Origin of the sequence: Amycolatopsis sp. NPDC098790 (assembly GCF_044759945.1) — a bacterium.
Lineage (GTDB): Bacteria > Actinomycetota > Actinomycetes > Mycobacteriales > Pseudonocardiaceae > Amycolatopsis.
In genome coordinates this window covers 1163318-1188912 of the sequence record NZ_JBIWAI010000001.1, presented here as the reverse complement: position 1 = coordinate 1188912, position 25595 = coordinate 1163318, and the positions used below count along the sequence as shown (strand labels likewise).

Below are 25595 nucleotides of genomic sequence, written 5' to 3'. Positions count from 1 at the left end.
CCCCCGATCTCCCTGGTGAAATCCGGTTCTACCATCGTGGGCATGGGCGAGGAAGAGACCGCGGCGGCGGAACCGGTGACCGAAACCAAGCCGTTGGGCGAGCGCGATCTTCGGGTGTCCGACGACGAGCGCGAGCACGTCGTCGGGGTGCTGCAGAAGGCGATCGGCCGCGGGATGATCGACCTCGACGAGTTCACCGAGCGCACCGACCGCGCGCTGGCGTCCCGGACGCGCGGCGAGCTGAACGCCGTGCTGGCCGACCTCGCCGGGCTCTACCACCCGGCGGCCGCGATGGCCGCCGCGCCGTCGTACGCGGCGCCGCCCACGAGCAGCTTCGCGCCCGGGCGGCGGTTCGAGCTGAACGCGAAGTACTCGTCGCTGGTCCGCAGCGGGCCGTGGGTGGTGCCGCCGGAGATGGTCGTGCGGAACAAGTACGGCTCGACGAAGCTCGACTTCACCGAGGCCCAGGTCCAGTCGCCGGTGGTGCACATCGAGCTGGACGCCAAGTGGGGTTCGGTCGAGGTGATCATCCCGGAGCACGCGGCGGTCGACGTCAACTCGATCACCGACGTCAAGTTCGGTTCGCTGGAGGACAAGACGCGCAGCAACGGGCACATGGGGAACCCCCGGTTCGTGCTGAGCGGCCGGGTCCACGGCGGCTCGCTGGTCATCCGGCACCCGCGGCGCGGGTTGTTCGGCTAGCCGGGGCCCCTCTGCCCCCGGCGTCAAGGAGGCCTCCCCGCCCAGGCATCGGGCGGGGAGGCCTTCGCTTTCACGCGGTCCGGAGGTTCCGCGCGACGAAGCCGACGAGGACGGCGAACGCGACGGCGGCGAGCCCGGCGACGACGTGCAGCCCGGCGGCGAAGCCGTGAGCGTGGACGACGGCGTTGCCCAGCGTCCCGACGGTCGCGATGCCGATGGCGTAGCCGAACTCGTTGACGGTCTGCGCGAGCGACGCGGCGGCGCCGGCCTTGCGCTCCGGCACCGAGCCGACGACGAGATCGGTCCCGAGCGCGACCATCGGCCCGACCCCCAGCGACGTCACGGCGAACCCGAGCGCGGGCCACGCCGGCCCGGCCGCGGGATCGACGAGCGCGAGGACCGCCATCCCGGCCGCGGCGAGGGCGACCCCGCCGGCGATGAGGACGTGTGTCTTGAACCGGCGCGCGAGGTGCGGCGCGGCGAGGAAGCTGACGGTGGAGGCGGCCATCCCGGGCAGCAGCCCGAGCGCGGCCCCGACCGGCGAAAGGTGCTGCGCGACCTGCAGGAACTGCGCGGTGAACAGCATCGTGGTGCCGCCGAGCATGCTGAACAGCAGCATCCCGCCGAGCGTGGTGCGGAAGGACTTCGCGGCGAAGAGGCTGAAGTCGACGAGCGGGTCCTTCAGGGCGCGTTGCCGCTTGTAGAAGACGTACCCGACGACCAGGCCGATGATCAGTGCCGTGGCCGGGACCAGGTGGAAGCCATCGCGGGCGAGCTCCTTGACGCCGTAGACGGCGGGCAGGATCGCGGCGAGCGAGAGGAAGACACTGGGGAGGTCGAGCCGGCCGGCCTGCTCGTCGCGGTACTCGGGCAGCAGCTTCGGGCCGATGACGAGGAGCAGGACCATCGCGGGGACGCCGAGCAGGAAGACCGAGCCCCACCAGAAGTGCTCGAGCAGCAGCCCGCCGACCATGGGGCCGATGATGGCGCCGACGGTGAAGCAGCCGGCCCAGATCCCGATGGCCTGCGCGCGCTGCTGCGGGTTCTTGAAGAGGGTCCCGATGAGGGAGAGGGTCGAGGGCGCGAGGGTGGCGCCGGAGATCCCGAGCGCGGCCCGCGCGGCGATGAGCATCCCGGCACTGGTGGCGAAGGCGGCCCCGACGGAGGCGAGCCCGAAGGCGGCGGCCCCGATGAGCAGCAGCTTCCGCCGCCCGATCCGATCGCCGAGGGTCCCCATGGTGACCATGAACCCGGCGACCATGAAGCCGTAGGTGTCCATGATCCACAGCTGCTGGGTCCCATCGGCGTGCAACCCGGCGGCGATCTTCGGCAGCGCGAGGACGAGGACGAAGACGTCGAGCGAGACGAGCAGGGTGGGCAGGGCCAGCACGGCCAGCGCGACCCACTCCCGGCGCCCGGCGGTTTCGACCGGTGCGCCCGCTCGGGCTCCGGCCGGCGCTCCCGGCGCTTCGGCGGTGATGGTCATGGCTGCGTCCTCTCGGCTCGGTGGTGCTCTCACCACTTCGTCGAGCGGACCCGGCCGTAATCGACAGCCTCGCGGGATTTGTTTCGGAAGCCGTGAAGGCCACCTCGCGCTCGAGGCGGCCTTCACGGGGTGGTGTCAGGTTGTCCACACCCCTCGTGCATTGGGGACAACTCCGCGCATCCAGGTTCGCACAGCCCAGGACTGTCGGTCACGACCGATAGACTGAAAGTGGGGGGGGACCCCCAGGGGGCGGCGGATCGGGCTGAAATCCGCCGCTCGCGCGGCCGTGCGTGCGGCTGCCGCCATGCGTGCGGCTGCCGCCATGCGTGCAGCTGCCGCCATGCGTGCAGCTGCCGCCATGCGTGCAGCTGCCCCGTGCGTGCGGCTGCCGCCGTGAGTGCGGCTGCCGTCGTCGTTCAGGGGCGCGCCGCCGCGCGGGCGGCCGCCGGGTCCGATGTTGCCAGCGTCGCTTCCGCCAGCGCCTCGCACTCCGCCAGCGTCGCCGACGCCAAGCTGGCGCCCACCGAACGGACCGCCGGGGCGTTCATCGACAGGCTCGTCAGGCCCAAGCCGGCCAGGACCAGCGCCAGCCGCGGGTCCGCCGCCGCTTCGCCGCACACGCCCGCCGGCTTGCCCGTCGCCTTGGCCGCGTCGCCGATCAGCTTCAGCAGGCGCAGGAGCGCCGGCTGCCACGGGTCGTTGAGCTTCGCGACCGCGCCCAGCTGGCGGTCCGCCGCGAACGTGTACTGGGCCAGGTCGTTCGTGCCGACCGAGACGAAGTCGACGACGTCGAGGATCTCGCGGGCGCTCAGCGCCGCCGCCGGGATCTCGATCATCACGCCCGCCCGGGCGATGCCGGCCGCGCGGACGCGCTCGGCGAACCAGGCGGCTTCCTCGACCGTCGCGACCATCGGGGCCATCACCGACACCTCGGCGCCGGAGTCCTCGGCCGCGCCCGCGATCGCCTCGAGCTGGCGGTCCAGCACCTCGGGGCGGTCGAACGCCACGCGCAGCCCGCGGACGCCGAGGGCCGGGTTCGGCTCGGCTTCCGGCGAGAGGAAGGCCAGCGGCTTGTCGGCGCCCGCGTCCAGCGTCCGCACGATGACCGGCTTGCCGCGGAACGGCGAGAGCACCGCCGTGTACGCGGCGCGCTGCTCGGCGACCGACGGTTCGTCCGAGGCGTCCAGGTAGCAGAACTCGGTGCGGAAGAGGCCGACGCCCTCGGCGCCCGCGTCGGCCGCGGCCTGCGCGTCGGCCGGGGAGCCGACGTTGCCGTACACCTTGACGCGGTGGCCGTCGGACGTCGCACCGGTGCCGTTCCAGTCGGCGAGCTGCGCGACCGTCGCCGCGACGACCGGCGCCGACGGGTCGGCGACCTCGACCGTCCCCGCGTCGCCGTCGACCGCAAGCGCTTGCGCGTCCAAGGCCAGCAGGCCGCGCACCGCGACGACGGCCGGGATGCCCAGCGCCCGCGCGAGGATCGCGGTGTGGCTCGTCGGGCCGCCCTCCTCGGTGACCAGGGCGAGCACCTTGGCCGGGTCGAGGCCCGCGGTGTCGGCCGGCGCGAGGTCGCGCGCGACCAGCACGCTCGGCGACGCCAGCTCGGGCACCCCCGGCGGCGCGATGCCGAGCAGCTCGGCGATCAGCCGGTCGCGGACATCGCGGACGTCGCGGACGCGCTCGGCCATGTACCCGCCCGCGGCGGCCAGTGCCTCGGCAAACCCTTCCGCGGCCTGGTAGACGGCGCGCGCGGCGGGCAGCCCCTGCGTCTTGACCAGTGTTTCCGCCTGCGACGCGAGTGCCGGGTCGGCCGCCATCGCGGCGGTGGTGATGAGGATCGTCGCGGCCTCGCCGGTGGCCGTCTCGGCCTGCTTTTCGAGCCGTCCGGCGACGACCGCGGCGGCGGGCGTGATCCGGGCGGCTTCGGCGGCGGGATCGGCCGGGGCCGGGGTGGCGGCGGGCTCGCCGAGCGGCTCCGCGACGCGGACGACGGGACCACTGGCGCGGCCGGGGCTGACGGCGACCCCGGACAGGGACTCCGCCGACGCACTCTTCCCCGCGGAGGCGGCATCAAGCTCAGACATGGTCTAGACCATAGCTCAAGTACGTCTGGATATCTCGTGGTGGCGGGCACAAGCCTCGCTGACGCACCTGTTCGAGCACCGGCCGGACCTCCTCGTGCCACCAGGCTTCGGCCAGTTCGCCGCGGCTGTGCACCGGCCGTCCGGCCAGCATACGGCGGAAACCCCAGGCCTCGGCCGAGTCGGCGAGCCGGAACCAGTCGGCCGGGTCGTCGAGCCAGAGCCCGAGCCGGACGTCGTCGGGCAGCGGGACGCGCTCGAGGAACATCCGCTCGGCGGTCTTCGACGGCAGGTCGGCGAGCGTCAGGCAGCGCAGCGCGCAGGCGACGGTGCTGATCCAGCGGACCCGCGCGCGGATGGTCGTGGCGCCGCGGGCCCGGGCGATGGCGACGCGGTGGTGGCCGTCGTCGACGAAGAACATGTCGGAGAGGCGCACGAGCCGCACCGGCGGGAGGTCGGCGGTCGTCCGCGTCAGCCGGTCCCAGCGGTCGCGCAGGGCGCGGTTGCGCGGCCGGAACTCGCGGTCGAAGTCGCCGGCGCGGGCGACCGTGCCGACGATGCCCTCCAGCGGGACGTCGTAGACGCCTTCGTCGACCTCGGTCTGCTTGCCGAGCGCCTGCAGGGTCTCCTCGAGCGGCATGATCGCGAGGTGGTCGGGCCGCCGCGCTTCCGCGATCGCCCTCAGCTGAGCTGCGTAGCCGCGCCACCAGGCCGAACCGAAAGAGTCGCCCATGTGATGGGCAACACGTCCCGTCGGACGATCATTCCCCGAGGTCGGCGGCGGTCGGGTAGGACGGCTGCGCCCCGGCCCGCGTCACGCTGAAGGCCGCGACGCGCACCGCGCGCTTCGCCGCGGAGACGAGGTCCGCACCATCGGCGAGCGACGCGGCGAGCGCGCCGGCGAAGGCGTCCCCGGCGCCGGTGGTGTCGACGGCCTCGACCTGCGGCGATTCCACCTCGGTGGTGGCGTCCTTTTCCACCACGACGGCACCGGCCGCCCCGAGCGTGACGACGGCGGCCCGCGGCCCCAGTTCGAGGAGCCGCCGGAAGTCCGCGCCGGGCCCGGTCAGCCAGGCGGCTTCGTGCTCGTTGACGAGCAGGACGTCCAGCTTGGCGAGCGTCTCGGGGGAGAGCTTCGCCGCCGGCGACAGGTTCAGCAGGACTTTGACACCCTTTTCGGCGGCCCGCGCAACAGCGTGTTCGACGGTCGGCAGCGGCACTTCTAGCGAGGCAACCATGATCTCGACCCCGTCGAAGACGGCGTCGACGTCGCCGGGTTCAAGGCTCGAGTTGGCGCCGGGCGAGACGAGGATCGAGTTCTCACCGTCGGGGGTGACGGTGATGTAGGCGATGCCGGTCGGCCGCTCACTGGTCCGGACGAGCCCCGTGTCGACACCGGCGGCGCGCAGCGAGTCGAGCAGCAGCCGCCCGTAGGGATCGTCCCCGACGGCCCCGAGGAGCGCGACGTCCGCCCCGAGCCGCCCGGCCGCGACCGCCGTGTTGGCCCCCTTGCCGCCCGGCGAGAGCACGGTGTCCCCGCCCAAGACGGTCTCGCCACCCGCCGGCCGCCGATCCACGGCGACGACGAGGTCGGCGTTGGCGGATCCCACAACGAGTACGTCGGAGTTCATACCGCACTGTCCCACGAAAGCCGTCCGACCAGGTCGGGAAGGGTGACGAAGAGGAAAGTGAAGGTTTTTGTAACTTATCCGGCGTTGAGTGCGACAATCATGCGAGCAGCGGATACCCGTCACTCGATCGGGGGATGTCCGTCCCCCGGCCGTCACATCCCGGACCGGTCCCGCTCTCCAGGTGCGTCATCACGCAAGCCGTGGTGACAGTGCCCCAACCGGCGAGAGCCGGAGAGGGCATCAGGTCGCCGGCGCCGATCACGTAGCCCCCCGAGTGATCGGCGTCGGCGGCGCCCACACCTCGCGAACGAGTGTTGCCGCGGCATCCGGCGACAGCTTCGGAACGCGCGGCCGGTCGGTCACGCGGTCACCGCCACCTCGTCGAGTTCGGCGGTGAACACGCGGAACCGGTTCGGCTGGTAGACCGCCATCGCCTCGCGACTCACCGTCGTTCACGGGGTCACCAGCCGCAGCACGTTTTTGGCCGCGCCCGGCGAGACTCTCGCCGCCAACTGCCGAGCCTCACCGCGACGGAGGATCGCGTGGACCGAGACGTAGTGGCGCGTGGCCTTCTTCGCAGAGGGCTCAGCGGTCAGCCGGGCGAGGTCGGTGCGCCGCACCCGGACCGGATCACCTTCTTTGGGACGCCACGTGATCGCGTCGGCGGTCACGGCGAATTCGCCGAAGTCGCCCCGGTAGCGCGTCAGGTAGAGCAACACCCAGGTCGCCAGGGCGACCGGCAGCGGGATACCCGGCGGGATGTCGTAGAAGGCCGGCGCCACGAAGTCGGCGATGACGGCCAGCCACGCCGCCCACAGGACGAACAACCGGCCGGCGGAACTCTGCTCGGCGCGGACGAGCGTGCGCGTTTGGTCCGCACTCCAGCGTTTGACCAGCCGCCGCACCGGGTTCGGCACGCCGAAGCCGCCGCGCCGGACGTCCTTGGAGTTCCACCGCCCGAGGCCGGGGCGATACCGCTCGATCGCCGCCAACGCCTTCTCGGCTTCTTCCCCGGCCAACGCGGAAGACAAGATGAAGCCGTCGTCGGACTTGTGCCGGCAGTCGGGGTTGAGGTTGCGGATCGCCTCGTCGTCGACGAGGGAAACGGCGAGCGCGACCCGGCCGCCCGGCTGCCCTTCGCGGAAGACGAACCGCCGGACGTCGTCCCAGGGCAGGACGAGCGTCGTCTTGTCTTCGAGCGGCTGCCGGAACCCGTCGGGGCCGAACTCGACCCGCGCCGTCACCATTCCGCCGTGCCGTCGGATGTAGCGCCCCAGGATCGGCTTGGCGCAGAAGCACAGCACAGCCAGCAGACCGAGCGCGGGCGCGACCAGGTACACGACCGGATCTCCGCGACGCACCCAAGCCAGCAGGCCCGCCGCGACCGCGAGCACGAGTCCGAGAACCGCCATGCACCCGACGGCCGTCCTCAATTCGGCCGGCGGGTTGTGGATCGGCAACCGGACCCGCACCACGGCCGTTTCCGGCTCGCCGGGAGTCGTCGACACCACGGCGTCAGATCGACCCGGAGATGCGCTGGCCGCCCTGCTGCTGGAAGACCGGTTCGGCGGCCGCGGGCTTCTTCTCGTTGTAGTGGTTCTCGCGGTAGTTCTTGTCCGCTTCGTCGTAGGCGCCCGCGGTCTTCTTGCCCGCTTCCTTGCCGGCTTCTTCACCGAGCGCCTTGGGCAGCTCCTTCAGCCCGTCCTTGAAGACGCCCGGCGCCGCGTGCGCCGCGTCCCGCAGTGCGGCGAGCAGCTTCTGGCCGACGGTTCGGAAGAGCCCGCTGAGATGGTTGAACTGGCTGATGCCCTTCCGGAAGGCCCGCATGAGCTTCTGGAGCCACTCCGACATCCGCGTGCCGCAGCTGACGATCTCGGCCGTGCCTTCACCGGCCAGGCCGGCCGGCGCGGCGGGGCCTGGATACCGCATGAGGATGCTGATCAGCTTGCCGATGCACTCGGTGAGCAGATCCCGCAGCACGCTGCGCACGACGTTCAGGATGCTCTTGCAGACGTCGATCAGGACGGAGACGGCCTTCGCACCACCCGCGACGCTGGAGTACATGTCGCCGAGTTCGGCGGTGAACGCGCGGTAGGCGTCCGCACCTTGACCCTGCCACTCCGCGCTGTCGGCCTTCACCACCTCCAGGAGGTCTTTGGCGATGGCGTCGATCTCGTCGCTGATGCCGCTCCACGTCTCCTGCATGACGTCGAGCTGTTCCTGGTTCCCGGTCACCCAGTCGAGCGGGGCGCGCAGGAACTCGACGTGTTCGATCAGCCAGCCGAGCCCCATGCTGGCCAGGCCGGCGATCGGGTCACGGAGGAAGTCCATCACTCCCATGGCACCGAAGCCGAGGTTGAGCAGGCCTTCGGTCCAGTCACCGTCGGCGGCTTTCGTCGCCGCGTCCCAGAAGTCCTGCGCCATCCCGGCGCCTTCGAGCGCCGAAGACCCTTCGTCGACCTTCTTCTTGGCTGCCGTCACCAACGCGTTCTCAGTCAAGGTGGATGCCTTCCAGGCTCGCCTTGACGTCCTGCTCGCGCCAGTCGACGTGCTGGGACCAGGTGCGCACGCGGTCGATCTGCTCTTGGGCCACGTTCTTCGCGTGGCCGATGGAGTCACTCCCCAGCGTCTGGGCGACCCCGCACAGCGCGCCGAGGCCGCAGGCCTGGCCGATGAGACCGAACGCCATCGGGTCGACGACCTGGGCCGCCGCGTCCAGCGTCTTCGCGAACCGGTCGACGAACGGTTCGAGCTTCTTCGCGTGGGACAGCAACTGCTCCGGCTTGATCCGGATGTCCGCCTGCGGGTTGTTCACGGTGTTCCCCTCCCTCGTCGTCCTGGTCAGCGCAGGTAGTCGCCGTCGCTGAAGTAGTCGTCGTCGGCGCCCGGTTCGGGCGTGGGACGCGGCGGCGCGGGTTTCGGCTTCGGCTGCGCCGGCGGCTCTTCCTCGGCGATGAAACGCGCCCCCTCGTTCGCGGGTGCCGTGTGGCCGCCGTCCACGAAACCCTGCGGCTCCGGCTCCGGGAATTCGCGGTGGAGCTGCTGGACCAGCTCGTTCATGGTGTCGGTGCCCGCGATCGACGGCATCCCGGCCTGCACGGCCCCGGCCAGCTTGCTCTGCGCGCGCTGGACGGTTCGCAGGATTTCGTCAGCGAGGTTCGCCTTGTCGCGCACCGCGTGCCCGATCTCCAGGCCGACGAGGTTGCCGAGGTGGTTCACCTTGACCGCGATCTGGCCGTCCTGGCTGCGCTCGGCCACGGAGACCGTCGCCATCTCAGCTTGCATGCGGTCGCCACGCTGCTTGGCCTCGGCGATCTTGGCGTCGAAGCTCGCCAGCAATTGCTCAGGGTTCGACACGCGAACCTCCCCGTTCACGTCAGTAGCCGTACGGCGACCGAGTGTGGCACACCGGTCCGACAGTTTCGGAGCAGTCCGGGATTTCCCCACCCGTCCGGGCAGTCAGCCTGGTGTTCGCGGCGCTCCGGTCGCCTGACCTGGTCGATTCCTCACACAGCCGGTAACCGGTGCGGTATTGTGCGTGACGCAAGAGGGGAGATCGAACGCGAGGGGAGCGCGGTTCGGTGGGGTTGTTCGGCGACATGCTCGACGCTGCCAAGCACGTCGGGTCGGAGATCGCGCACGCCGTCCAGTCGGGTGGTGAGCGGCTCGGCAACGTCTTGACCGGCGCGGGTGTCGGCCTGCTCGCGGGCGGCATTCCCGGCGCCGTCGCGGGGGCGTACATCGGCTCGCAGACCGGCACCGGTGCGGCGAACCCGCAGGCTTCCGGGCTGTCACCCGGCCAGCTGGTCCAGGCCGTGATGAACGGTCCCGGCACCGAGTCGCTGCAGAAGGTGCACCAGGCGGGCGTCGACCAGTCGGCTTACCAGCGCCAGCTCGAGCAGGGCACGCGCGAGCTGACTTCCGGTCTCGAGTCCGCGTGGACCGGTGGCGCGTCGGACGCGGCCCGGGAGCGCCTGCAACCGTTGACGGCGTCGGCGACCTCGGCGTCCACGACGCTGGACCGCAACTCGACGCTGGCCCAGACGCAGATCGACCAGTTCCACCAGATGAAGAACTCGCTGCACCCCGACGTCACCGACCAGCCGCCGACGCGCAGCGCCTGGGACGTCGCGACGCCGTGGGACACCGACACCGAAGACAAGATCAACCAGTACAACCAGAAGGCCCAGGAGAACGTCGAGCGGTACACCGCGTACTCGCAGCAGTCCAGCTCGAACACCGCGGCCCGGACGATCGACTACGGCCAGCTCCGCGAGTACACCGGCGGCGACTTCACGGTGCAGGACCCGAAGAAGCGCGTCGAACCGCCACCTCCGAAGCGGACACCGCCCGGTGGTGGCGACGACGACCGGTCGATCGGCACCCAGGTGCAGCCGCCGCCGGCGGTCCACCCGCCGGTCGTCCAGCCACCACCGCCGGGCCAGGTCACGCCGCCGGGGCAGGTCATGCCGCCGCCGGGATCGCACACGTCCGGCGTGGACGACAGCGTTCGCGCGCAGAGTTACGTGCCGCCGTCGACGCAGTACCCGCCGGGCTACCAGCCGCCGGGGACGGGGTTCGGCCCCGGTTCTGGTCCCGGAGGTGGGGCCGGTCCCGGCTTCGGGCCGGGCTTCGGCCCTGGTGGTGGCGGTTTCGGGCCGGGCTCGTCGTCGGGCGCGAGCAGCGGCGGTACCGGCGCGGGCGGCCGCGGTCCAGGCGCGGCGACCGGAGCCGGCGTCCCGGGCGAAGGACGTCCCGGCGCGGCAGGCGGGGTCCGCGGCGGCGCGGCGGGCAAGCCCGGCTCGCCCGGGATGGGCGGCATGGGCCACGGCGCCAAGGGCGGCAAGGGTGAGGAGGACGCGGAGCACCAGCGCGCGTCGTACCTGGTGGAGGCGGATCCGGAGAGCATCTTCGGCGGCTCCGACGAGCGGACGGTCCCGCCGGTGATCGGCCTGTGATCTTCCTGCCCAAGGCCGCCCTGCTCACCGCGTGGGAGTGGGAACGGCACGGCCCGCCACCCGCGGTCCTCGGCGCCGACAACCTCTGGCTCGGCGACGAGGCCCGTAAGCGGCTCGAGCAGCAGGTCCTCGACGTCCTGGCATCGCTGCGGCTCGCGGCCGGCGGCACGTTGACGCGGGAGTTCCGCGATGTCCTGCGCGTCCTGGCGAAGGGCGCCCACCAGTTCACGGCGTGGCTGGGCGACATCGAAGCGGACGAGTCGGGCGCGGTGCTCGTGTCCGCCTCCGGGCCGGACGCGCTCCGGCTCATCCGTAAGGACGACACGATCCGGATCGATGTCGTGGAGCCGTCACGGCTGGCGGAGTCGCTGGTGGACGTGCTGCCACCGGTCCCGCCGGCGCGGATTTCGGCGGTGTCGATCCCGGAAGCGCGGTTCTCGGGCCGCGCGGTGGAGGAGTCGTACGACTTGGAAGACCCGACCGTCGACCGGGGCCGGGACCCGTTGCCGTGGGCGCGTCGGCTGATGGCTGCTCGGCGGACGGGGTTGCACCAGTGCTACGCCGTGAACCGCGGTGCTCGCAGCGCGCCGATCACGGCGGTGGACGTTGCCGGGACCGGGCGGGTGCTGACGTACGTGTATCCGGGGCGGGAGCGAATGGTCAGCTTTCAGCCGGGGACCCGGGGTGCGCTGACCGATGTCCTGTACGCGACCCTGAACGGGTTAGGGGGAGGACGATGACGGGCTCGATCTTCAGCGGGATCGACTTCTGGGCGACGGACATGCCGAGCGGGGCAGCGGCGCGGCCTGCTGGTGGGCAAGGGTTCGCGATGAGCAGCTCGGAGATGCGGGCGATGCTCAAGAAGGCGGGGATCCAGAAGGACACCATCGTCGAACAGATGCGAGCCGCCGAAGGATTGAGCCAAGCGAAACCGCCGGCGGACGAGCCGGTCAGCCGGCAGGCGGTGCTCGGCCCGAACGGAGTCAACGAAGCCGGGCGCTACTACCGGGGCCATCTGCAGTACCAGCTCAACTACTACACGGAACTGATCCGGCGATTGAGTCAAGCCCTCGGCATCACCGAAGCGGCTGACCAGCAAGCCGCGGATTCGACGAAAACGATCAAGGGGTCGCTCGAATGATTCGACGGGTTCTCGTCGGTGCCACCGCGGTGGTCGTAGGCACGGCGTTGCTCACCTCGTGCACGGGTGAACGGCGCACGCCCGGCACCGCATCGGCGGCGCCGGCCAGTAGCGCGGAACTGCCGAACAGCGGTGCTCCCAAGGTGACGGACCCCCTGCCCGCCAAGGTGCTGGACGGCAGTCCCTGCGATTCGGCTTTCACCGCGGAGCAACTGACCGGCTACCTCGGAGAGCACGGTTCGCCGAAACCGAAGGACTCGGAGCTGGGTCCCATGTGCGACTGGGGCAGCACCTCGGGAAGCAGTGCCGGCATCCTGGTCATCTACGAGACCAAGAACGACGAAGGCATCAGCCTCGCCTACAAGAACGAGAAGCCGAAGGCCAAACGGTGGGTCGACGACCTGGAGCCGATCCAGGGCTACCCCGCCGTCGGCTACGTGGATGTGGGGTCGACCGACAACCGGACCTGTGTGATCGTCGTCGGTATCTCCGACGAGCTGGCGTACTCCGTCTCACTGAGCATCGGTGACTCGGCGGTCCAGGCCGGCAAGGACGCCTGCCAGCTCGGGCGCGGAGTCGCCGACACGGTGCTGACCAACCTCAAGGCGCGCGCCTGAGCTGCGCCTTTTCGTTACGACCGAGATCGCGTTAATGCAAGACTTGTCGTAGTAAGCACCTAGACTGTTCGGATGAGCCACCCCACCCGCAGGGGTCGCGCGCGTGCGGCTACCGAACAGGACATCCGGCGGACCGCCCGGAAGCTGCTCGTCGAGCAGGGGCCGGAGGCGGTCACGCTGCGCGCCATCGCGCGGGAGCTGGGGATCACCGCGCCCGCTCTCTACCGGTACTACGAGTCTCGGGACGACCTCGTCGAGAACCTGCGGCTGGACGTCTGCGCCGACCTGGCCGACGAGCTCGCCGAGGAGATCGCCGAGCTGCCCGACGACGGCATCCTGCAGCTGTTCGCCATCTGCAAGGGCTTCCGCCGCTGGGCACTCACCCACACGAAGGAATTCACGCTCGTCTTCGCGTCTCCGACCGGGGGCGTGGGCTCGGCGGCCGGGAGTGCGCTGAGCCGGGTCGACGAGCCGTTCGGGCGGATCTTCCTCGCCGCCGCCGGGCGGGTGCTCGCGCGGACCGACATCGTGCTTCCCTCTGCCAGCGGGGTGCCCGACGAGCTGCGGGACGACTTCCAGACCTTCCAGGAGTCGCTGAGCGCCGTGCTCGCCGAGGCCGACCACGACGTTCCGGTGGAGAAGCTCGACCTCGGCGTGACGTACCTGATGATCCAGTTCTGGGCCCGGCTCTACGGGCACGTCACGCTCGAGGTCTTCGGCAACTACCCGATCCCGATGTCCAAGCCGGACGTCCTGTTCGAGGCCATGCTCATCGACCTCGCCCGGGAGATCGGGCTCTACTCCGGCTAGGCCGCGTGGCCGCCGTCCACCGACAGCACCGCCGCCGTCACGTATTCGGCGCCGGGTGAAGCCAGGTAAGCGACCGCTGCCGCCACTTCGGACGGCTTCCCGTAGCGGTCGAACGCCGTCAAAGCGCGCTGGTCCGCCGCGTAAGGGCCGTCGGCCGGGTTCATGTCCGTGTCCGTCGGACCCGGGTGGACCAGGTTGACCGTGATGCCGCGCGACCCCAGCTCGCGCGCCAGCGCCTTGGTCAGGCCCACCATCGCTGCCTTGCTCGTCGCGTACAGCGTCATGCCCGGGCCCGGCACACGGTCCGTGACGCAGCTGCCGATCGTGATCACGCGGCCGCCGTCGCTCAGCACGCCGGCCGCCGCCTGGGTCGTCGCGAACACGCCGCGGACGTTCACCGCCAGCACGCGGTCGACGTCTTCCAACGCGGTCTCGGCGAACGCGCCGACGAACCCGACGCCCGCGTTGTTCACCAGGACGTCCAGGCGGCCGAATTCCGCCACCACCGCCGAAACGGCGGCCGAAACCGCGGCAGCGTCCGCCGAGTCCGCCTGGATCGCCAGCGCGCGGCGGCCGAGGTTCTTGATCTGCTCGACCACCTCGGCCGCCTGCGCGCCGTTGTGCACGTACGTCAGTGCGACGTCCGCGCCGTCCTCGGCGAGCCGCAGTGCCGTGGCCGCGCCGATGCCGCGGCTGCCGCCCGTCACCAGTGCCACCTTGCCGTCGAGGGTCATCCCCGGTTCTCCTTCGATCGAACGAAATTCCTTGACCGTTCAATCAAATCGAGAACGCCGGAGAAGCACCGGCGGCTTTCCGACGCAGCGCTACAGGACGATGTTGACCAGCCGGCCCGGGACCACGATCACCTTGCGCGGCGAGCCGTCGCCGACCATGGCCGCGACCTTCTCGTCCGCCAGTGCCGCCGCCTGGACCTCGTCGGAAGACGCCGAAGCCGCGACCGTCACCCGGGACCGGACCTTGCCGTTGACCTGGATCGGGTACTCGACGGAGTCCTCGACCAGGTACTTCTCGTCCACCACCGGGAACGGGCCCTGCACCAGCGAGTCCGCGTGGCCCAGCCGGTGCCACAGCTCCTCGGCCATGTGCGGGGCCAGCGGCGCCAGCATCAGCACCAGCGGCTCGGCCAGCTCGCGCGGCGTCGACGCGGCCGCGCCGTACACCTTCGTGACGTGGTTGTTCAGCTCGATCAGCTTCGCGCCGGCCGTGTTGAACCGCATCTCCGCGTAGTCCTCGCGGACGCCGGAAATCGTGCGGTGCAGCGCCTTGCGGTCCGCCTCCGAAGCGTCCTCAGTGGACACTCGCAGCTCGCCGGACGTCTCGTCGACGACCAGGCGCCACAGCCGCTGCAGGAACCGGTGCGCGCCTACGACGTCCTTGGTCGCCCAGGGGCGGGACATGGCCAGCGGGCCCATCGCCATCTCGTAGAACCGGAACGTGTCGGCGCCGTAGTTCTCGGCCATCTCGTCCGGTGTGACGACGTTCTTCAGGCTCTTGCCCATCTTGCCGTACTCCTGGGTGACCTCTTCGCCGTTGAAGAAGTACTTCCCGTCGCGCTCCTCGACCTGCTCGGCCGGGACGTAGACGCCGCGCGCGTCCGTGTACGCGTACGCCTCGATGTAGCCCTGGTTGAACAGCTTCCGGTACGGCTCCTTGGACGTCACGTGCCCCAGGTCGAACAGCACCTTGTGCCAGAACCGCGAGTACAGCAGGTGCAGCACCGCGTGCTCGACGCCGCCGACGTACAGGTCGACGCCGCCGGTGTCGTCCGCGCCGTACTCGCCGGGCCGCGGGCCCATCCAGTACTGCTCGTTCTCGGGCGCGCAGAACGTCTCGGCGTTCGTCGGGTCCAGGTAGCGCAGCTGGTACCAGCAGGAACCCGCCCAGTTCGGCATCGTGTTGATGTCGCGGCGGTACTTCTTGACGCCGTCGCCCAGGTCCAGCTCGACCTCGACCCAGTCCGTCGCGCGCGCCAGCGGGGACGACGGCATCGAGTCGCGGTCCTCCGGGTCGAACGTCACCGGCGAGTAGTCGGCGACCTCGGGCAGCTCGATCGGCAGCATCGACTCGGGCACGGCGTGGACCTCGCCGGACTCGTCGTAGACCACCGGGAACGGCTCGCCCCAGTAGCGCTGGCGCGAGAACAGCCAGTCGCGCAGCTTGAACTGCACGGTGCCGGTGCCGGCGCCCTTTTCGGCCAGCCAGTCGATGATCGTCTTCTTGGCTTCGGCGACGTCCATGCCGTCCAGGAAGCCCGAGTTGATTGCCGGTCCGTCACCCGTGAACGCCTTGCCGTCGAAGCCATCCGAAGGCTGCACGGTCCGGATGATGTCCAGGCCGAACTTCTCGGCGAACTCCCAGTCGCGGACGTCCTGGCCGGGCACGGCCATGATCGCGCCGGTGCCGTAGCCCATCAGCACGTAGTCGGCGACGAAGATCGGGATCTGCTTGTCGTTGACCGGGTTCGTCGCGTACGCGCCGGTGAAGACGCCGGTCTTCTCCTTGTTCTCCTGCCGGTCCAGCTCGGACTTCCGCGACGCGGCGACGCGGTACTCCTTGATGGCTTCGGCGGGCGTCGCCGCGCCACCGGTCCAGCGAGAGTCGACGTCGGCGGGCCACTCAGCCGACGTCAGCTTGTCGACCAGCGGGTGCTCCGGCGCCAGCACCATGTAGGTGGCGCCGAACAGCGTGTCCGGCCGGGTCGTGAAGACCTCGATGCCGTCGTCACCGGAGGAGAACGTAACGCGGGCGCCGTGCGAGCGGCCGATCCAGTTCCGCTGCATGGACTTGACCTTCTCCGGCCAGTCCAGCAGGTCCAGGTCGTCGACCAGGCGATCCGCGTACGCGGTGATCCGCATCATCCACTGCCGCAGGTTGCGGCGGAAGACGGGGAAGTTGCCGCGCTCGCTGCGGCCGTCGGCGGTGACCTCTTCGTTCGACAGCACCGTGCCCAGGCCCGGGCACCAGTTGACCGGCGCTTCGGAGATGTACACCAGCCGGTGGTCGTCGATCACCTTCTTCCGCTCGGACGCGCTCAGCGACGCCCAGTCACGGCCGTCCGGCGTGGGCCGCGAGCCGTCCGCGAACGCGGCCTCCAGCTCGGCGATCGGCCGCGCCTTGCCCGCTTCGGTGTCGTACCAGCTGTTGAAGATCTGCAGGAAGATCCACTGGGTCCAGCGGTAGTACTCGGGGTCGATCGTCGAGATGCGACGGCGTTCGTCGTGGCCCAGGCCCAGGCGCCGGATCTGGCGCAGGTAGGTCCGGATGTTCTCCTCGGTCGTCTTGCGCGGGTGCTGCCCGGTCTGGACCGCGTACTGCTCGGCCGGCAGGCCGAACGCGTCGAAGCCCATCGTGTGCAGCACGTTGCGCCCGATCATCCGGTGGTACCGGGCGAAGACGTCGGTGCTGATGAAGCCCAGCGGGTGCCCGACGTGCAGGCCGGAGCCCGACGGGTACGGGAACATGTCCTGGACGAACAGCTTGTCGCTGGGCACCGGCTGCCCCTCGACGGCGAGCGGCCCGACGGGGTTCGGCGCGTGGAAGGTCCCCTGGTCGGCCCAGTGGTCCTGCCAGCGCTGCTCGATCTGACCCGCCAGCGCGGCCGTGTAGCGGTGCGCGGGGACGTCGGTCCCGGTCGCCTCAGTCATGACGTCTTCCTCCGTCGGAGCTACTCCAGAAACAACTCGACCCCTCAGCCACCAGGGCATGAGGGGTCGCCGCGCCGGCCGGGCCGGGCCCGGTCAGCGCGGCAGGCTAAGGAGCAGCCGAGCCGTGTTCATGTGCACATCGTAACTTGCTGGTCAAAGCCGTTCGGAGGGGACCGCCACAGCGGCGAACTGGGTGACCTGGGTGGCGGAGAAGTTGTTGTCGCTGACGATGATCAAGCTGCGCTCGCCGTTCGGCAGCTTCGGGCCCCAGGTCATGCCCTCCAGGTTGTCCACAGTGGACAGCCCGAGGTCGGCGGCGTCGAAGAGGAGCCGCTTCTTCACCGGCTTCACGTTCTTGGCCTCGGCCAGGGACTTGACGCCTCGGACGTTCGTCGCGCCCTTCGTGTCGATCTCGTAGACGCGCACCTTGTTGCCGACGCCGGTGACGAACGAGCGCTCCATCATCAGGAACTTCGTCGGGTCCGCCTGGTCGACGGCCAGCATCGAGGAGACGCCGGTGGTGGCGAACGCGCCAGCCGGGACCGGTGACGCGAAAATCGGCTCCTGTGGGTAGGCGTACTGCGCCAGCACCGGGCCGTAGCGGCCCTGCAGCGTGATCCGGGAAACGCCGCCGGTGGTGAGCGTCGACTCCGGGCCGTCCTGCAGGAGCGGGCCCTCGACCTCGCTGGCGATCAGCGCGCCGAAGCCGGCGAACGTGATGCCCTCGAGGACCAGGTTCTGCCGCGGACCCGTCGTCGGCGTCATCTTCTCGTTCGCGGGGATCGGCAGGTCGCGGACGTACTTCCCGTCGCGGCGCGCCTCGCGGATCGACGGGTCGATCAACGTCGTCGCGGTGCGCTCGCCCTCCTGCGACCAGTAGTAATCGCCGGTCCACGGGTCGACGCGCAGCTCTTCGGGGTCGATCGTCTGCTCGTTCTGCGGCTTCGCCGGGTCGTTCTGCGTGAGCGGCGGGTACGGCGTGCCGTCGGGACGCAGGAGCGGCTTCGTGCCCGTGAGGGTGACCGGGCCGACGCCGTTCGCGGACACCGGGAAGGTCGCCGTGTAGAAGCGGGCGGGGTTGATCGCCGACCGGTCGTCGCAGATCAGCGCGTAGCCGCCGGTCCGCGGGTCGTAGTCGATGCTGGACAGGCCGCCGACCGTCGTGCCCTGGAACTGCAGGGAGTTCGGGACGATCTGCTCGCCGAGCAGCCGGATGGGCCGCTGGTGACTCTCGGTGGCGCTCGCCGGCGTCGCGGCGAGGATTCCCCCGATCAGGGCAGTGGTCAACGCTGTGGTCAGTACGCGTGGTGACATGGCCTGTAGCACAGTCGGTCAGGGTATCCGGCAGGTTGCCACGACGTCACGCTTATCCTTGACCCGTGTTCGCTATCGCGCTGGTTCCGGTCGTGCTGGGTCTGCTCGTCGGCTTTGGTGGGTTTCTCGGGTTCCGCGAGCGCTTGACGCGCGAGGGCGGGACCGGGGTGCGCACGCAGGCCTCGATGCGCAGCGAAGAGGCGTTCAAGCTGGCCAACCGCGTCGCGGGGCTGCCGACCATGGCGGGCGGCGCGATCTCCGTGCTGACCGGGCTGGCCGGGCTCGCGATGCCGACGTCCGCCGGGCTGGTCTCCGCCGCGGTCGCCGGCGTGCTCGCCATGTTGGTGCTGGTCATGGGCGGTGGCGTGCTCGGCAACCGGGCCGCGCTGAGCGTGCCCGCCCCGGCTCCGGCCGCGCCCGCCGGCTGCAGCGGCTGCGCGTGCGGCGCCGGTGGTTGCGGCGTCTTCAAGAAGGAAGACGCCTAATTCCGCTGGAGGTCGCCCGGGTGGGTGGCCAGTAGCGCGAGCGGGATGCCCTGGCGTCGCAGCACCTGGCTCCACAGGTCGCCGCTGGGCGAGGCCAGGATGTCGCTCGGCAGCGCGGGCACGATGACCCAGTCGTCGCGCTCGATCTCGCCCGCCAGCTGCCCGGAGTCCCAGCCCGCGTACCCGGCGAAGACGCGCACGCCGCGGACCTTCGGCACCAGCGCCTCGGGGTCGGTGTCCAGGTCGACCAGCGCGACCGGCCCGCGGACCGCGATCACGCCCGGCACGCTCGCCGCCGTCTCGCCGGTGCGCAGCGCCGCCAGGCACAGCGCCGTCTTCTTCTCGACCGGCCCGCCGACGAACACCGCCTGCGGCTCGGCGACGTGCCCGCCCCAGTTGGGCAGGACGTCGTGCACGGCGACGTCGCTCGGCCGGTTCAGGACGACGCCGAGGGTGCCCTCGTCGCGGTGATCGATGACGAACACGACGGTCCGCTTGAAGTTGGGGTCGACCATCGTGGGGGCGGCGACCAGGAGCGTTCCCGGTTCAACCTCGGCGTCCGCTGGCACGCGACCCATGATCCCACCCCTGGCCCGGCGAATTACTTCGGCTCGGGAACAATCGCCCCAGCAGCCTCGTTTGAAACATGTGGCCGGCGCACTCCGTGTCCCCCGGGCTCACTGAAGAACCGCCTTTGTGGAATACCGTCCGGCTGGAGCCACACTGCGCATAGCCGCCGAGAGGCGACCTTAGTGCGTCGGCCACCCTTTACCCTGGCTTCGTGACGATCAGCGAGCGGACGGCGACAACGCGACGAGGGCCGCGAGAGCTGCTCAAGGATCCCGACTTCCGCCGTCTCCTTTTCGCGCGCTTCGCCGCCAGCTGGGGTGACGGCGTCTTCCGCGCCGGGCTCGCCGGAGCCGTCCTGTTCAACCCCGAGCGTGCCGCCGATCCGCTGGCCATCGCCGGTGGGTTCGCCGCGCTGCTGCTGCCGTACTCGGTCGTCGGCCCCTTCGCCGGTGCGCTGCTGGATCGCTGGGACCGCCGTCGCGTGCTGATCTTCGCGAACCTCCTGCGCGGGCTGGCGATCGTCGCCGCGGCGGCCGCCGTCGGCTTCGGGCTGGGCGGGATCGGCCTGTTCTCGCTGGCCTTGGCCGCGGAGGGGATCTCGCGTTTCATCGGCTCCGGGCTTTCGGCGTCGCTGCCGCACGTCGTCGAAGAAGAGAGCGTCGTGACGGCGAACGCGTTCGCGACGACGCTCGGTTCGGCGGTCGCCGTCGTCGGCGGCGGCTGCGCGATCGGCCTGCGCGCGCTCTTCGGCGGCAACGACGTCGGATCGGCCGAGACGACGGTGTTCGCGGTGCTCGGCACGCTGGTGTCGGCCTTCATCGCCCGGGGTTTCTCGCGCGGTGTGCTCGGGCCGTCGGTCGTCGACGAGCCGCCGAACCCCCTGCTGGCCGTCGCGCGCGGGCTGGCGGACGGCGCGCGGCACGCGTGGCGCGCCCCCAGTGTCACGGCCGGGTTCATCGCGCTGTTCGCGCACCGGGCGTCGTTCGGGGCGTCGCTGCTGGTCACGGTGCTGCTGATGCGGAACTACTTCACCGACCACGGCGTCTTCCGCGCGGGCCTGCCCGGGCTCGGGCAGATGGCCGCGCTCGCCGGCGCCGGCATCCTGCTCGCCGGGCTGCTGACCGCGCGGCTGCTCCGAAAGTTCGGCCGGGTGCGCGCGGTGCTCGGGTCGCTGCTGCTCGCCGCGATCGCGCAGTCCGCGCTGGGCCTGCCGATGCTGCTGCCGCTGGCGCTGCTCGCGTCGTTCGTCATCACCGGCGCCGGCCAGGTGCTGAAGCTCTGCGTCGATTCGTCGATCCAGCTCGACGTCGCCGACGAGGCCCGCGGCCGCGTCTTCGCGCTGTACGACACGCTGTTCAACATCACCCAGGTGGCGGCGGTATCGCTGGGCGCGCTCGTCGTGCCGGACGACGGCCGCTCGCCGGGCCTGCTGATCGCGGCGACGGTCTGCTACCTGGTCGGCGGCGCCGGGTACCTGCTGGCGCGGCGCCGCGCGATTCGCTGAGGCAAACACCCGAACCGGTCACGGTGACTGCTCCATTGGCATTAGGGTGACGGCAAGTCATTAGTAGGTTCGAGGGACACCGGGGGCACCTGTGACCACCGCGGGCGACGACCGTGCACGGCTCGAAGCACGCAATGCCGCGATGAAGGACCAGGTGGACACCCTCCTGGAGAACTTCGAGCGGCAGACGGCACAACTGCGTGACGCGCAGTCGGCGGCGGCGCAGACGACCGCGCAGGTGAGTTCCCCCGACGGCCTGGTCCGCGCCACGATCGACGCCGGTGGCAACCTCGCGAAGCTCGAAATCGCGCCGAACGCGTTCGACCGCACGACGCCCGCGCAGCTCGCGACCACCGTCCAGACGGTGGTGCGCCAGGGAACGCTGCAGGTCAAGCAGAAGATCGCCGACCTGATGGCGCCGATCACCGAGGGTCTGCCCGACCTCGCGGACCTCGTCGAAGGCGCGCCGTCGCTGGCCGGGCTGGTGCCGCAGATCCCCGAATTCGTCGAGACGCCGGCGCCGCAGCCCGCGCCGTTCGAAGAAGGCGGCTCGATCCTGCGGAACGAGTCGGTGCCGCCCCCGATGCCCGCCCCCAAGCCGGCCCCGAAGCGCGTCCGCCCGCCGCGTGAGGAGGACGAGGAGCCGCCGTCGTCCTGGATGACGAGGGGCGACTGATGCCCGACGGGGGCTCCGGGTTCACCGCGGAACCCGACGCCGTCCTGCGCGCGTCGAACGGCTTCACGACGGCGGCGGACGCGCTGGAGAGCGCGCTTAAGACGTTGCAGGGAGCGCTCGACGCGCAGGGCGAGTGCTGGGGCGGCGACGACTCGGGCAAGGAGTTCGCGAAGGACTACGTGCCCGGCTCGCAGGGTGCGGTCGAGGGCTTCACCAACCTCGTGCAGGGGTTGCGGGGCGTGCAGCAGAACGTCGCCAAGTCGATGAAGGCGCTTTCGGGCGCCGACGAAGACGTGACTTCGCAGCTCGGCAAGGGGCAATGACCCGTGGGTATGGAGATGCCCGACGCGGTCAAGTGGCTGCTGCCGATCGTCGTCGGCGAGAGCTGGCCGGAGGGCGACGAGACGAAGCTTCGTGCGTTGCGCGACGCGTGGCACGCGGCGTCGTCGGCGGTCGGACCGGTTTCGGAGACGGGTAACCAGGCTGCTTCGGGCGTCCGCGACAACTGGACGGGCGACGGCGCGGACGCGTTCGTGGAGCAGTGGAAGAAGTTCGTCGAGGGCGACGAGGCGTACTTCAAGCAGCTGGCGGACGCGGCAAAGGCACTGGGCGACTCGTGTGATCAGACGGCGTTGGACGTCGAGTACACGAAGTACATGATCATCATTTCGCTGATCGTGCTGGCGGCCCAGATAGCGGCGATGATCGCGGCCGCGGCGGTGACGTTCGGCGGCTCGACGGCGGGCATCGCGCCGGCCCAGATCGCGACGCGGATGACCGTGCAGATGCTGTTCCGGCAGCTGCTCGAGAAGCTGGCGCAGCAGGGGTTCAAGCAGGTCGCGAAGGAGCTGCTGGAGAAGCTGCTCAAGCAGGGTCTCAAGAAGATCGGCATGGAGGTCCTCAAGAACGAGGCCATCAACCTGGGGATGGACGCGGGGATCCAGGGTCTGCAGATGGCGAAGGGGGATCGCCAGAGCTGGGACTGGTCGAAGACGTCCGACGCGGCGATTTCCGGTGCTGTCGGCGGAGTCGTGGGGGCGGCGTCCGGGTCGATCGGGCGGGGGGCTACTGAGGGGCTTTCGCATTCCGCTGGGGGGCAGGTTGCTGACGCGGCGCTGCGCGCTGGGGCTCGGGGGGCTGTGGAGGGGGTTGCTCAGACTGTTGGGCAGGCCGCGGTTACCGGGGATTTGGGGTCTTTGACGCCGGAGCAGTTGCTTACTGGGGCTTCCAGTGGGGCTGTGGGTGGGGCTGCTGGGGGCGCCAAGGAGCAGATGCATGCGGTTCATGAGGCGAACGTTCCGCGGGATGCCGGGGGGTCGGGTTCCGAGGGGGGTTCGTCTTCTTCCGGGCCTGAGTCGCGGACCGAGGGTTCTTCCGAGCCCGAGTCGCGGAGTGAGGGTTCTTCCGAGCCGGAGTCGAGGCGGGAGCCGTCTTCCGAGCCGTCGGGTGGCGAGTCTTCTTCCCAGCCGTCGGGCGGCGAGTCGTCTTCCGAACGCGAGTCGCGGGGCGAGTCGTCTTCTGGACCTGAGTCACGGGGCGAGCCGTCTTCCGAGCGCGAGTCACGAAGCGAGCCATCCTCCGAGCCGGAGTCACGGCGGGATTCGTCCGAGCCGGGAACTCGCGGGGAAGAGCCGCGCGGTGAGGGTTCTTCCGAGCCCGAGTCAAGGCGGGAGCCGTCGTCGGAGCCTGAGTCGCGCGGCGAGGAACCGCGGCAAGAAGCATCTTCGGGACCGGTATCACGTGGCGAGGAACCGCGGCGGGAGCCGTCGGCTGGGCCCGAGTCGCGTGGTGAGGAGCCCCGGCGCGAGGCGTCGTCGGCACCGGAGTCCCGGGGCGAGGCTCCCCAGTCACGGGCGGAGAGCGCGCCGAGCCGGGAGCCGGAGCGTCAGACGGTCGAGCCGCGGGCCACTGCGGACGAGTCCGACGGGCCGCGCCCGAGCGCCGACCGCGTCCAGCAGCAGCCCGAGGTCCGGGCGGCCGACAATCCGGCGCCGTCGCAGCAGCCGGAGGCGAGGGTCACCGAAGCTCCGGCACCTCAGCAGCAGGCACCGACACCAGGCCAGACTCAGGCGCCGGCACCCACACCTCAGCAACAGGCCCCGGCTCAGGCTCAGGAACCGGCACCGGCACCGAGCCAGCCAGCGGGCGGATCCGCGCCACCTGTAGGCGGGTCGGCACCTTCGGTAGGCGGGTCGGCGGGCGGCCCGTCAGGCGGCGGACCGTCACCCGCCTCCTCGAACGGCGGTTACGGCATGGCCCCGCCGGGCTTCGGCCCGGAGGCAGGCCGTCAAACGGGTGGCCGCCCTGCGGACAACGTCGGAGCGGCGGGCTTCACCGGGGGTACGAACCAGCCGTTCGCGGCGGACGGGGGCCCGGCGCCGTTCCAGAACGGACCATCGGGACAGCAGGCCCCACCGCCCGGCGGATTCGCACCGCCCCCACCAGCTGGAATGCCGGCAGGTGGCGGCCCAGGACCGCGCGCGGGCGGGCCGGTTCCCCAGGGCTCGACGCCGCAACGTGGCGGGCAGCCTCCGGTCGAGCAGCCCCGACGAATGCCCCCGCAAGACCCGCGCCGGATGCCGCCGGGACAGCAGCTGGGCGGCCGGCCGTCGAACGGTGGGCAGCCCCCACGCGCCGGCCAGCGGCAAAGCGGAATGCCACCGCAGGCCGGCCAGCCATTCCACGGCGGCCAGCCACCCGGAGGCCTGGCTCCGCAGGGTGGCCAGGCCCCGCACGGCGGGCCGGCCTCGGGCGGGCAGTCGCCGCACGGCGGGCAAGCGCGGGTCGGAGAGCCGCCGAACGGCGGACTATCGCACGGTGGGCAGCCGCAGACTGGGCTACCGCAAAGCGGCCAAGCACCGCACAGCGGAATGCCCCCGGGCGGACAAGCCCAGGGCGGTCAGCCGCCGAACCAGGGCCCTTCCTACAGCGGACAGCCGGCGAGCGGGCTGCCTCAGAGCGGCCAAGCACCGCACGGCGCGACGCCCCCGACCGGACAAGCCCACGGCGGACAGCCACCGAACAACGGCCTCCCGCGCAGCGGGCAGCCGCACAGCGGGCAGCCGCACAGCGGGCAGCCTCAAACTGGCCAAGCGCCGCACAGCGGGCAAGCGCCGGGCGGCCATGCGCTGCGCGGTGGGTTGCCGCAGGGCGGCCAGCCTCCGCACGACGGGCTGCCCCAGGGTGGCTCGCCGCCGCAGGGTGGGCAGCTGCACGGCGGGCAAGCTCCGCACGGCGGGCTCTCCCAAGGTGGTCCGCTGCCCCAGGGTGGGCAGCCCCAGGGCGGCCTGCCCTCGCTCGGTGGGCAGCCGCAGGGTGGTCCGCCGCCGCAAGGTGGGCGGGCTACGCACGGTGGGCAGACTCCGCACGGCGGGCACGCTGCCGGCGGGCAGGCGGCGCCAGGTGGGCAGCCGCAGGGTGGGCAAGCTCCGCACAGCGGGCACGCTCCCGGCGGGCAGGCGGCGCCAGGTGGGCAGCGGCCTCCGGTGGGGCCTGGGGGATATTCGGCGCTTGGGGGGCCGCCCGGGCAGGGTTCGGGGACTCCTCATGATCCGCGGCGGATGCCGTCGCAGCGGCCGCCTGTTGGGGGGCCTCAGCATCCTGGGATGTCTGGTGGGCAGCGGCCGGCCGGGTATCCGAACCAGACTCGGGGGCCTCAGGGGCCGGGTCCGCATCCGGGTGGGCGTCCGCCTGTGCCGCCGGGTGGGCGGCCGCCTCTTGATCCGCGGTTGGGGTTGGCGCGGCCGCCTCAGGTTCCGCCTCCTCGGTTTGGGCCGCCGCCTGAGCACTCGGGGCGTGGGCCGCAAAGTCCCTTTGATCCGCCGCGTTCGTCCGAGCCGCCGCGGCCGGTGGCGCCGGCTGCTGGGCAAACACCCGCCGAGCAGGCTGGCGTTCGCGACCACGCGGCTGAGCAGCGGACCGCCGCGCCGGGGCAGCCGACGCAGGATCGCCCTGC

Annotated in this window: 24 protein-coding genes; 10 read left to right on the top strand and 14 right to left on the bottom strand. The window is 71.2% G+C overall.

Annotated features, from left to right (window positions below):
* Positions 1-42 precede the first annotated feature (42 nt).
* Positions 43-702: a DUF1707 domain-containing protein gene (locus ACIQWX_RS05940; protein ID WP_400866173.1), complete on the top strand. Its 660-nt coding sequence runs from the start codon at positions 43-45 to the stop codon at positions 700-702.
* 70 nt (positions 703-772) lie between these two features.
* On the opposite strand, the gene ACIQWX_RS05935 is transcribed toward ACIQWX_RS05940, so the two are convergent.
* The 8 genes from ACIQWX_RS05935 to ACIQWX_RS05900 form a co-directional block, all read right to left on the bottom strand.
* Positions 773-2188, bottom strand: coding sequence for an MFS transporter (locus ACIQWX_RS05935; protein ID WP_400866170.1), 1416 nt, complete (start codon positions 2186-2188; stop codon positions 773-775).
* A gap of 416 nt (positions 2189-2604) precedes the next feature.
* On the bottom strand, positions 2605-4272 hold the full coding sequence (gene ptsP, locus ACIQWX_RS05930; protein WP_400866167.1) for a phosphoenolpyruvate--protein phosphotransferase: 1668 nt from the start codon (positions 4270-4272) through the stop codon (positions 2605-2607).
* Entirely contained in the window at positions 4265-5002 is a 738-nt protein-coding gene (locus tag ACIQWX_RS05925) for a hypothetical protein (RefSeq protein WP_400866164.1), read from the bottom strand. The genes ptsP and ACIQWX_RS05925 overlap by 8 nt, the downstream gene beginning before the upstream one ends.
* Positions 5003-5030: 28 nt before the next feature.
* Positions 5031-5900, bottom strand: coding sequence for a ribokinase (locus tag ACIQWX_RS05920; RefSeq protein ID WP_400866161.1), 870 nt, complete (start codon positions 5898-5900; stop codon positions 5031-5033).
* A 452-nt stretch (positions 5901-6352) separates the two neighbouring features.
* Positions 6353-7312 carry a hypothetical protein gene (locus ACIQWX_RS05915; protein ID WP_400866158.1) on the bottom strand — a complete coding sequence of 320 codons (960 nt, stop codon included), beginning with the start codon at positions 7310-7312 and terminating at the stop codon, positions 6353-6355.
* Positions 7313-7415: 103 nt separating this feature from the next.
* The gene (locus tag ACIQWX_RS05910; RefSeq protein WP_400866155.1) at positions 7416-8399 is read right to left on the bottom strand and encodes a hypothetical protein; all 984 of its coding nucleotides are present in this window, start codon (positions 8397-8399) and stop codon (positions 7416-7418) included.
* Positions 8392-8715: a hypothetical protein gene (locus tag ACIQWX_RS05905; protein ID WP_091389312.1), complete on the bottom strand. Its 324-nt coding sequence runs from the start codon at positions 8713-8715 to the stop codon at positions 8392-8394. The genes ACIQWX_RS05910 and ACIQWX_RS05905 overlap by 8 nt, the downstream gene beginning before the upstream one ends.
* 26 nt (positions 8716-8741) lie before the next feature.
* Entirely contained in the window at positions 8742-9257 is a 516-nt protein-coding gene (locus tag ACIQWX_RS05900; protein ID WP_400866152.1) for a YbaB/EbfC family nucleoid-associated protein, read from the bottom strand.
* 224 nt (positions 9258-9481) lie between these two features.
* On the opposite strand from ACIQWX_RS05900, the gene ACIQWX_RS05895 reads away from it, so the two are divergent.
* The 5 genes from ACIQWX_RS05895 to ACIQWX_RS05875 all read left to right on the top strand — a co-directional run bounded on the left by ACIQWX_RS05895 (position 9482) and on the right by ACIQWX_RS05875 (position 13426).
* Positions 9482-10858 carry a hypothetical protein gene (locus ACIQWX_RS05895; RefSeq protein ID WP_400866149.1) on the top strand — a complete coding sequence of 459 codons (1377 nt, stop codon included), beginning with the start codon at positions 9482-9484 and terminating at the stop codon, positions 10856-10858.
* Complete coding sequence (locus tag ACIQWX_RS05890) at positions 10855-11598, top strand: ESX secretion-associated protein EspG (protein ID WP_400866146.1); 744 nt, start codon at positions 10855-10857, stop codon at positions 11596-11598. The genes ACIQWX_RS05895 and ACIQWX_RS05890 overlap by 4 nt, the downstream gene beginning before the upstream one ends.
* Complete coding sequence (locus tag ACIQWX_RS05885) at positions 11595-11999, top strand: hypothetical protein (RefSeq protein WP_400866143.1); 405 nt, start codon at positions 11595-11597, stop codon at positions 11997-11999. The genes ACIQWX_RS05890 and ACIQWX_RS05885 overlap by 4 nt, the downstream gene beginning before the upstream one ends.
* Positions 11996-12616, top strand: coding sequence for a DUF3558 domain-containing protein (locus ACIQWX_RS05880; RefSeq protein WP_400866140.1), 621 nt, complete (start codon positions 11996-11998; stop codon positions 12614-12616). Before ACIQWX_RS05885 ends, ACIQWX_RS05880 begins: the two co-directional genes overlap by 4 nt.
* Positions 12617-12688: 72 nt before the next feature.
* A complete protein-coding gene (locus ACIQWX_RS05875; RefSeq protein ID WP_400866137.1) occupies positions 12689-13426 on the top strand; it encodes a TetR/AcrR family transcriptional regulator in 738 nt (245 codons plus the stop codon).
* Here the strand turns inward: ACIQWX_RS05875 and ACIQWX_RS05870 are convergent.
* The 3 genes from ACIQWX_RS05870 to ACIQWX_RS05860 form a co-directional block, all read right to left on the bottom strand.
* Positions 13423-14160, bottom strand: coding sequence for an SDR family oxidoreductase (locus ACIQWX_RS05870; RefSeq protein WP_400866135.1), 738 nt, complete (start codon positions 14158-14160; stop codon positions 13423-13425). The two genes, ACIQWX_RS05875 and ACIQWX_RS05870, sit on opposite strands and share 4 nt — an antisense overlap.
* Positions 14161-14250: 90 nt before the next feature.
* Positions 14251-17091, bottom strand: a complete 2841-nt coding sequence (leuS, locus tag ACIQWX_RS05865; RefSeq protein WP_400866132.1) for a leucine--tRNA ligase — start codon at positions 17089-17091, stop codon at positions 14251-14253.
* Positions 17092-17244: 153 nt separating this feature from the next.
* On the bottom strand, positions 17245-18405 hold the full coding sequence (locus ACIQWX_RS05860) for an esterase-like activity of phytase family protein (RefSeq protein ID WP_400866129.1): 1161 nt from the start codon (positions 18403-18405) through the stop codon (positions 17245-17247).
* A gap of 65 nt (positions 18406-18470) precedes the next feature.
* On the opposite strand from ACIQWX_RS05860, the gene ACIQWX_RS05855 reads away from it, so the two are divergent.
* Positions 18471-18890 carry an SdpI family protein gene (locus ACIQWX_RS05855; protein ID WP_400866127.1) on the top strand — a complete coding sequence of 140 codons (420 nt, stop codon included), beginning with the start codon at positions 18471-18473 and terminating at the stop codon, positions 18888-18890.
* Here ACIQWX_RS05855 and ACIQWX_RS05850 read toward each other — a convergent pair.
* Positions 18887-19468 (bottom strand): YqgE/AlgH family protein, encoded by a 582-nt coding sequence (locus ACIQWX_RS05850; protein WP_163046886.1) that lies wholly within the window; start codon positions 19466-19468, stop codon positions 18887-18889. The genes ACIQWX_RS05855 and ACIQWX_RS05850 overlap by 4 nt on opposite strands.
* Positions 19469-19671: 203 nt before the next feature.
* Between ACIQWX_RS05850 and ACIQWX_RS05845 the strand changes: the two genes are divergently transcribed.
* The 3 genes from ACIQWX_RS05845 to ACIQWX_RS05835 all read left to right on the top strand — a co-directional run bounded on the left by ACIQWX_RS05845 (position 19672) and on the right by ACIQWX_RS05835 (position 21963).
* Positions 19672-20964, top strand: a complete 1293-nt coding sequence (locus ACIQWX_RS05845) for an MFS transporter (protein ID WP_400866123.1) — start codon at positions 19672-19674, stop codon at positions 20962-20964.
* Positions 20965-21106: 142 nt separating this feature from the next.
* Positions 21107-21640, top strand: coding sequence for a YbaB/EbfC family nucleoid-associated protein (locus ACIQWX_RS05840; RefSeq protein WP_400866120.1), 534 nt, complete (start codon positions 21107-21109; stop codon positions 21638-21640).
* The gene (locus ACIQWX_RS05835) at positions 21640-21963 is read left to right on the top strand and encodes a WXG100 family type VII secretion target (RefSeq protein WP_400866117.1); all 324 of its coding nucleotides are present in this window, start codon (positions 21640-21642) and stop codon (positions 21961-21963) included. Before ACIQWX_RS05840 ends, ACIQWX_RS05835 begins: the two co-directional genes overlap by 1 nt.
* 299 nt (positions 21964-22262) lie before the next feature.
* Here ACIQWX_RS05835 and ACIQWX_RS05830 read toward each other — a convergent pair whose 3' ends face one another.
* The gene (locus ACIQWX_RS05830) at positions 22263-22532 is read right to left on the bottom strand and encodes a hypothetical protein (RefSeq protein ID WP_400866114.1); all 270 of its coding nucleotides are present in this window, start codon (positions 22530-22532) and stop codon (positions 22263-22265) included.
* 993 nt (positions 22533-23525) lie between these two features.
* Positions 23526-23660: a hypothetical protein gene (locus ACIQWX_RS05825; RefSeq protein WP_400866111.1), complete on the bottom strand. Its 135-nt coding sequence runs from the start codon at positions 23658-23660 to the stop codon at positions 23526-23528.
* Positions 23661-25595 lie beyond the last annotated feature (1935 nt).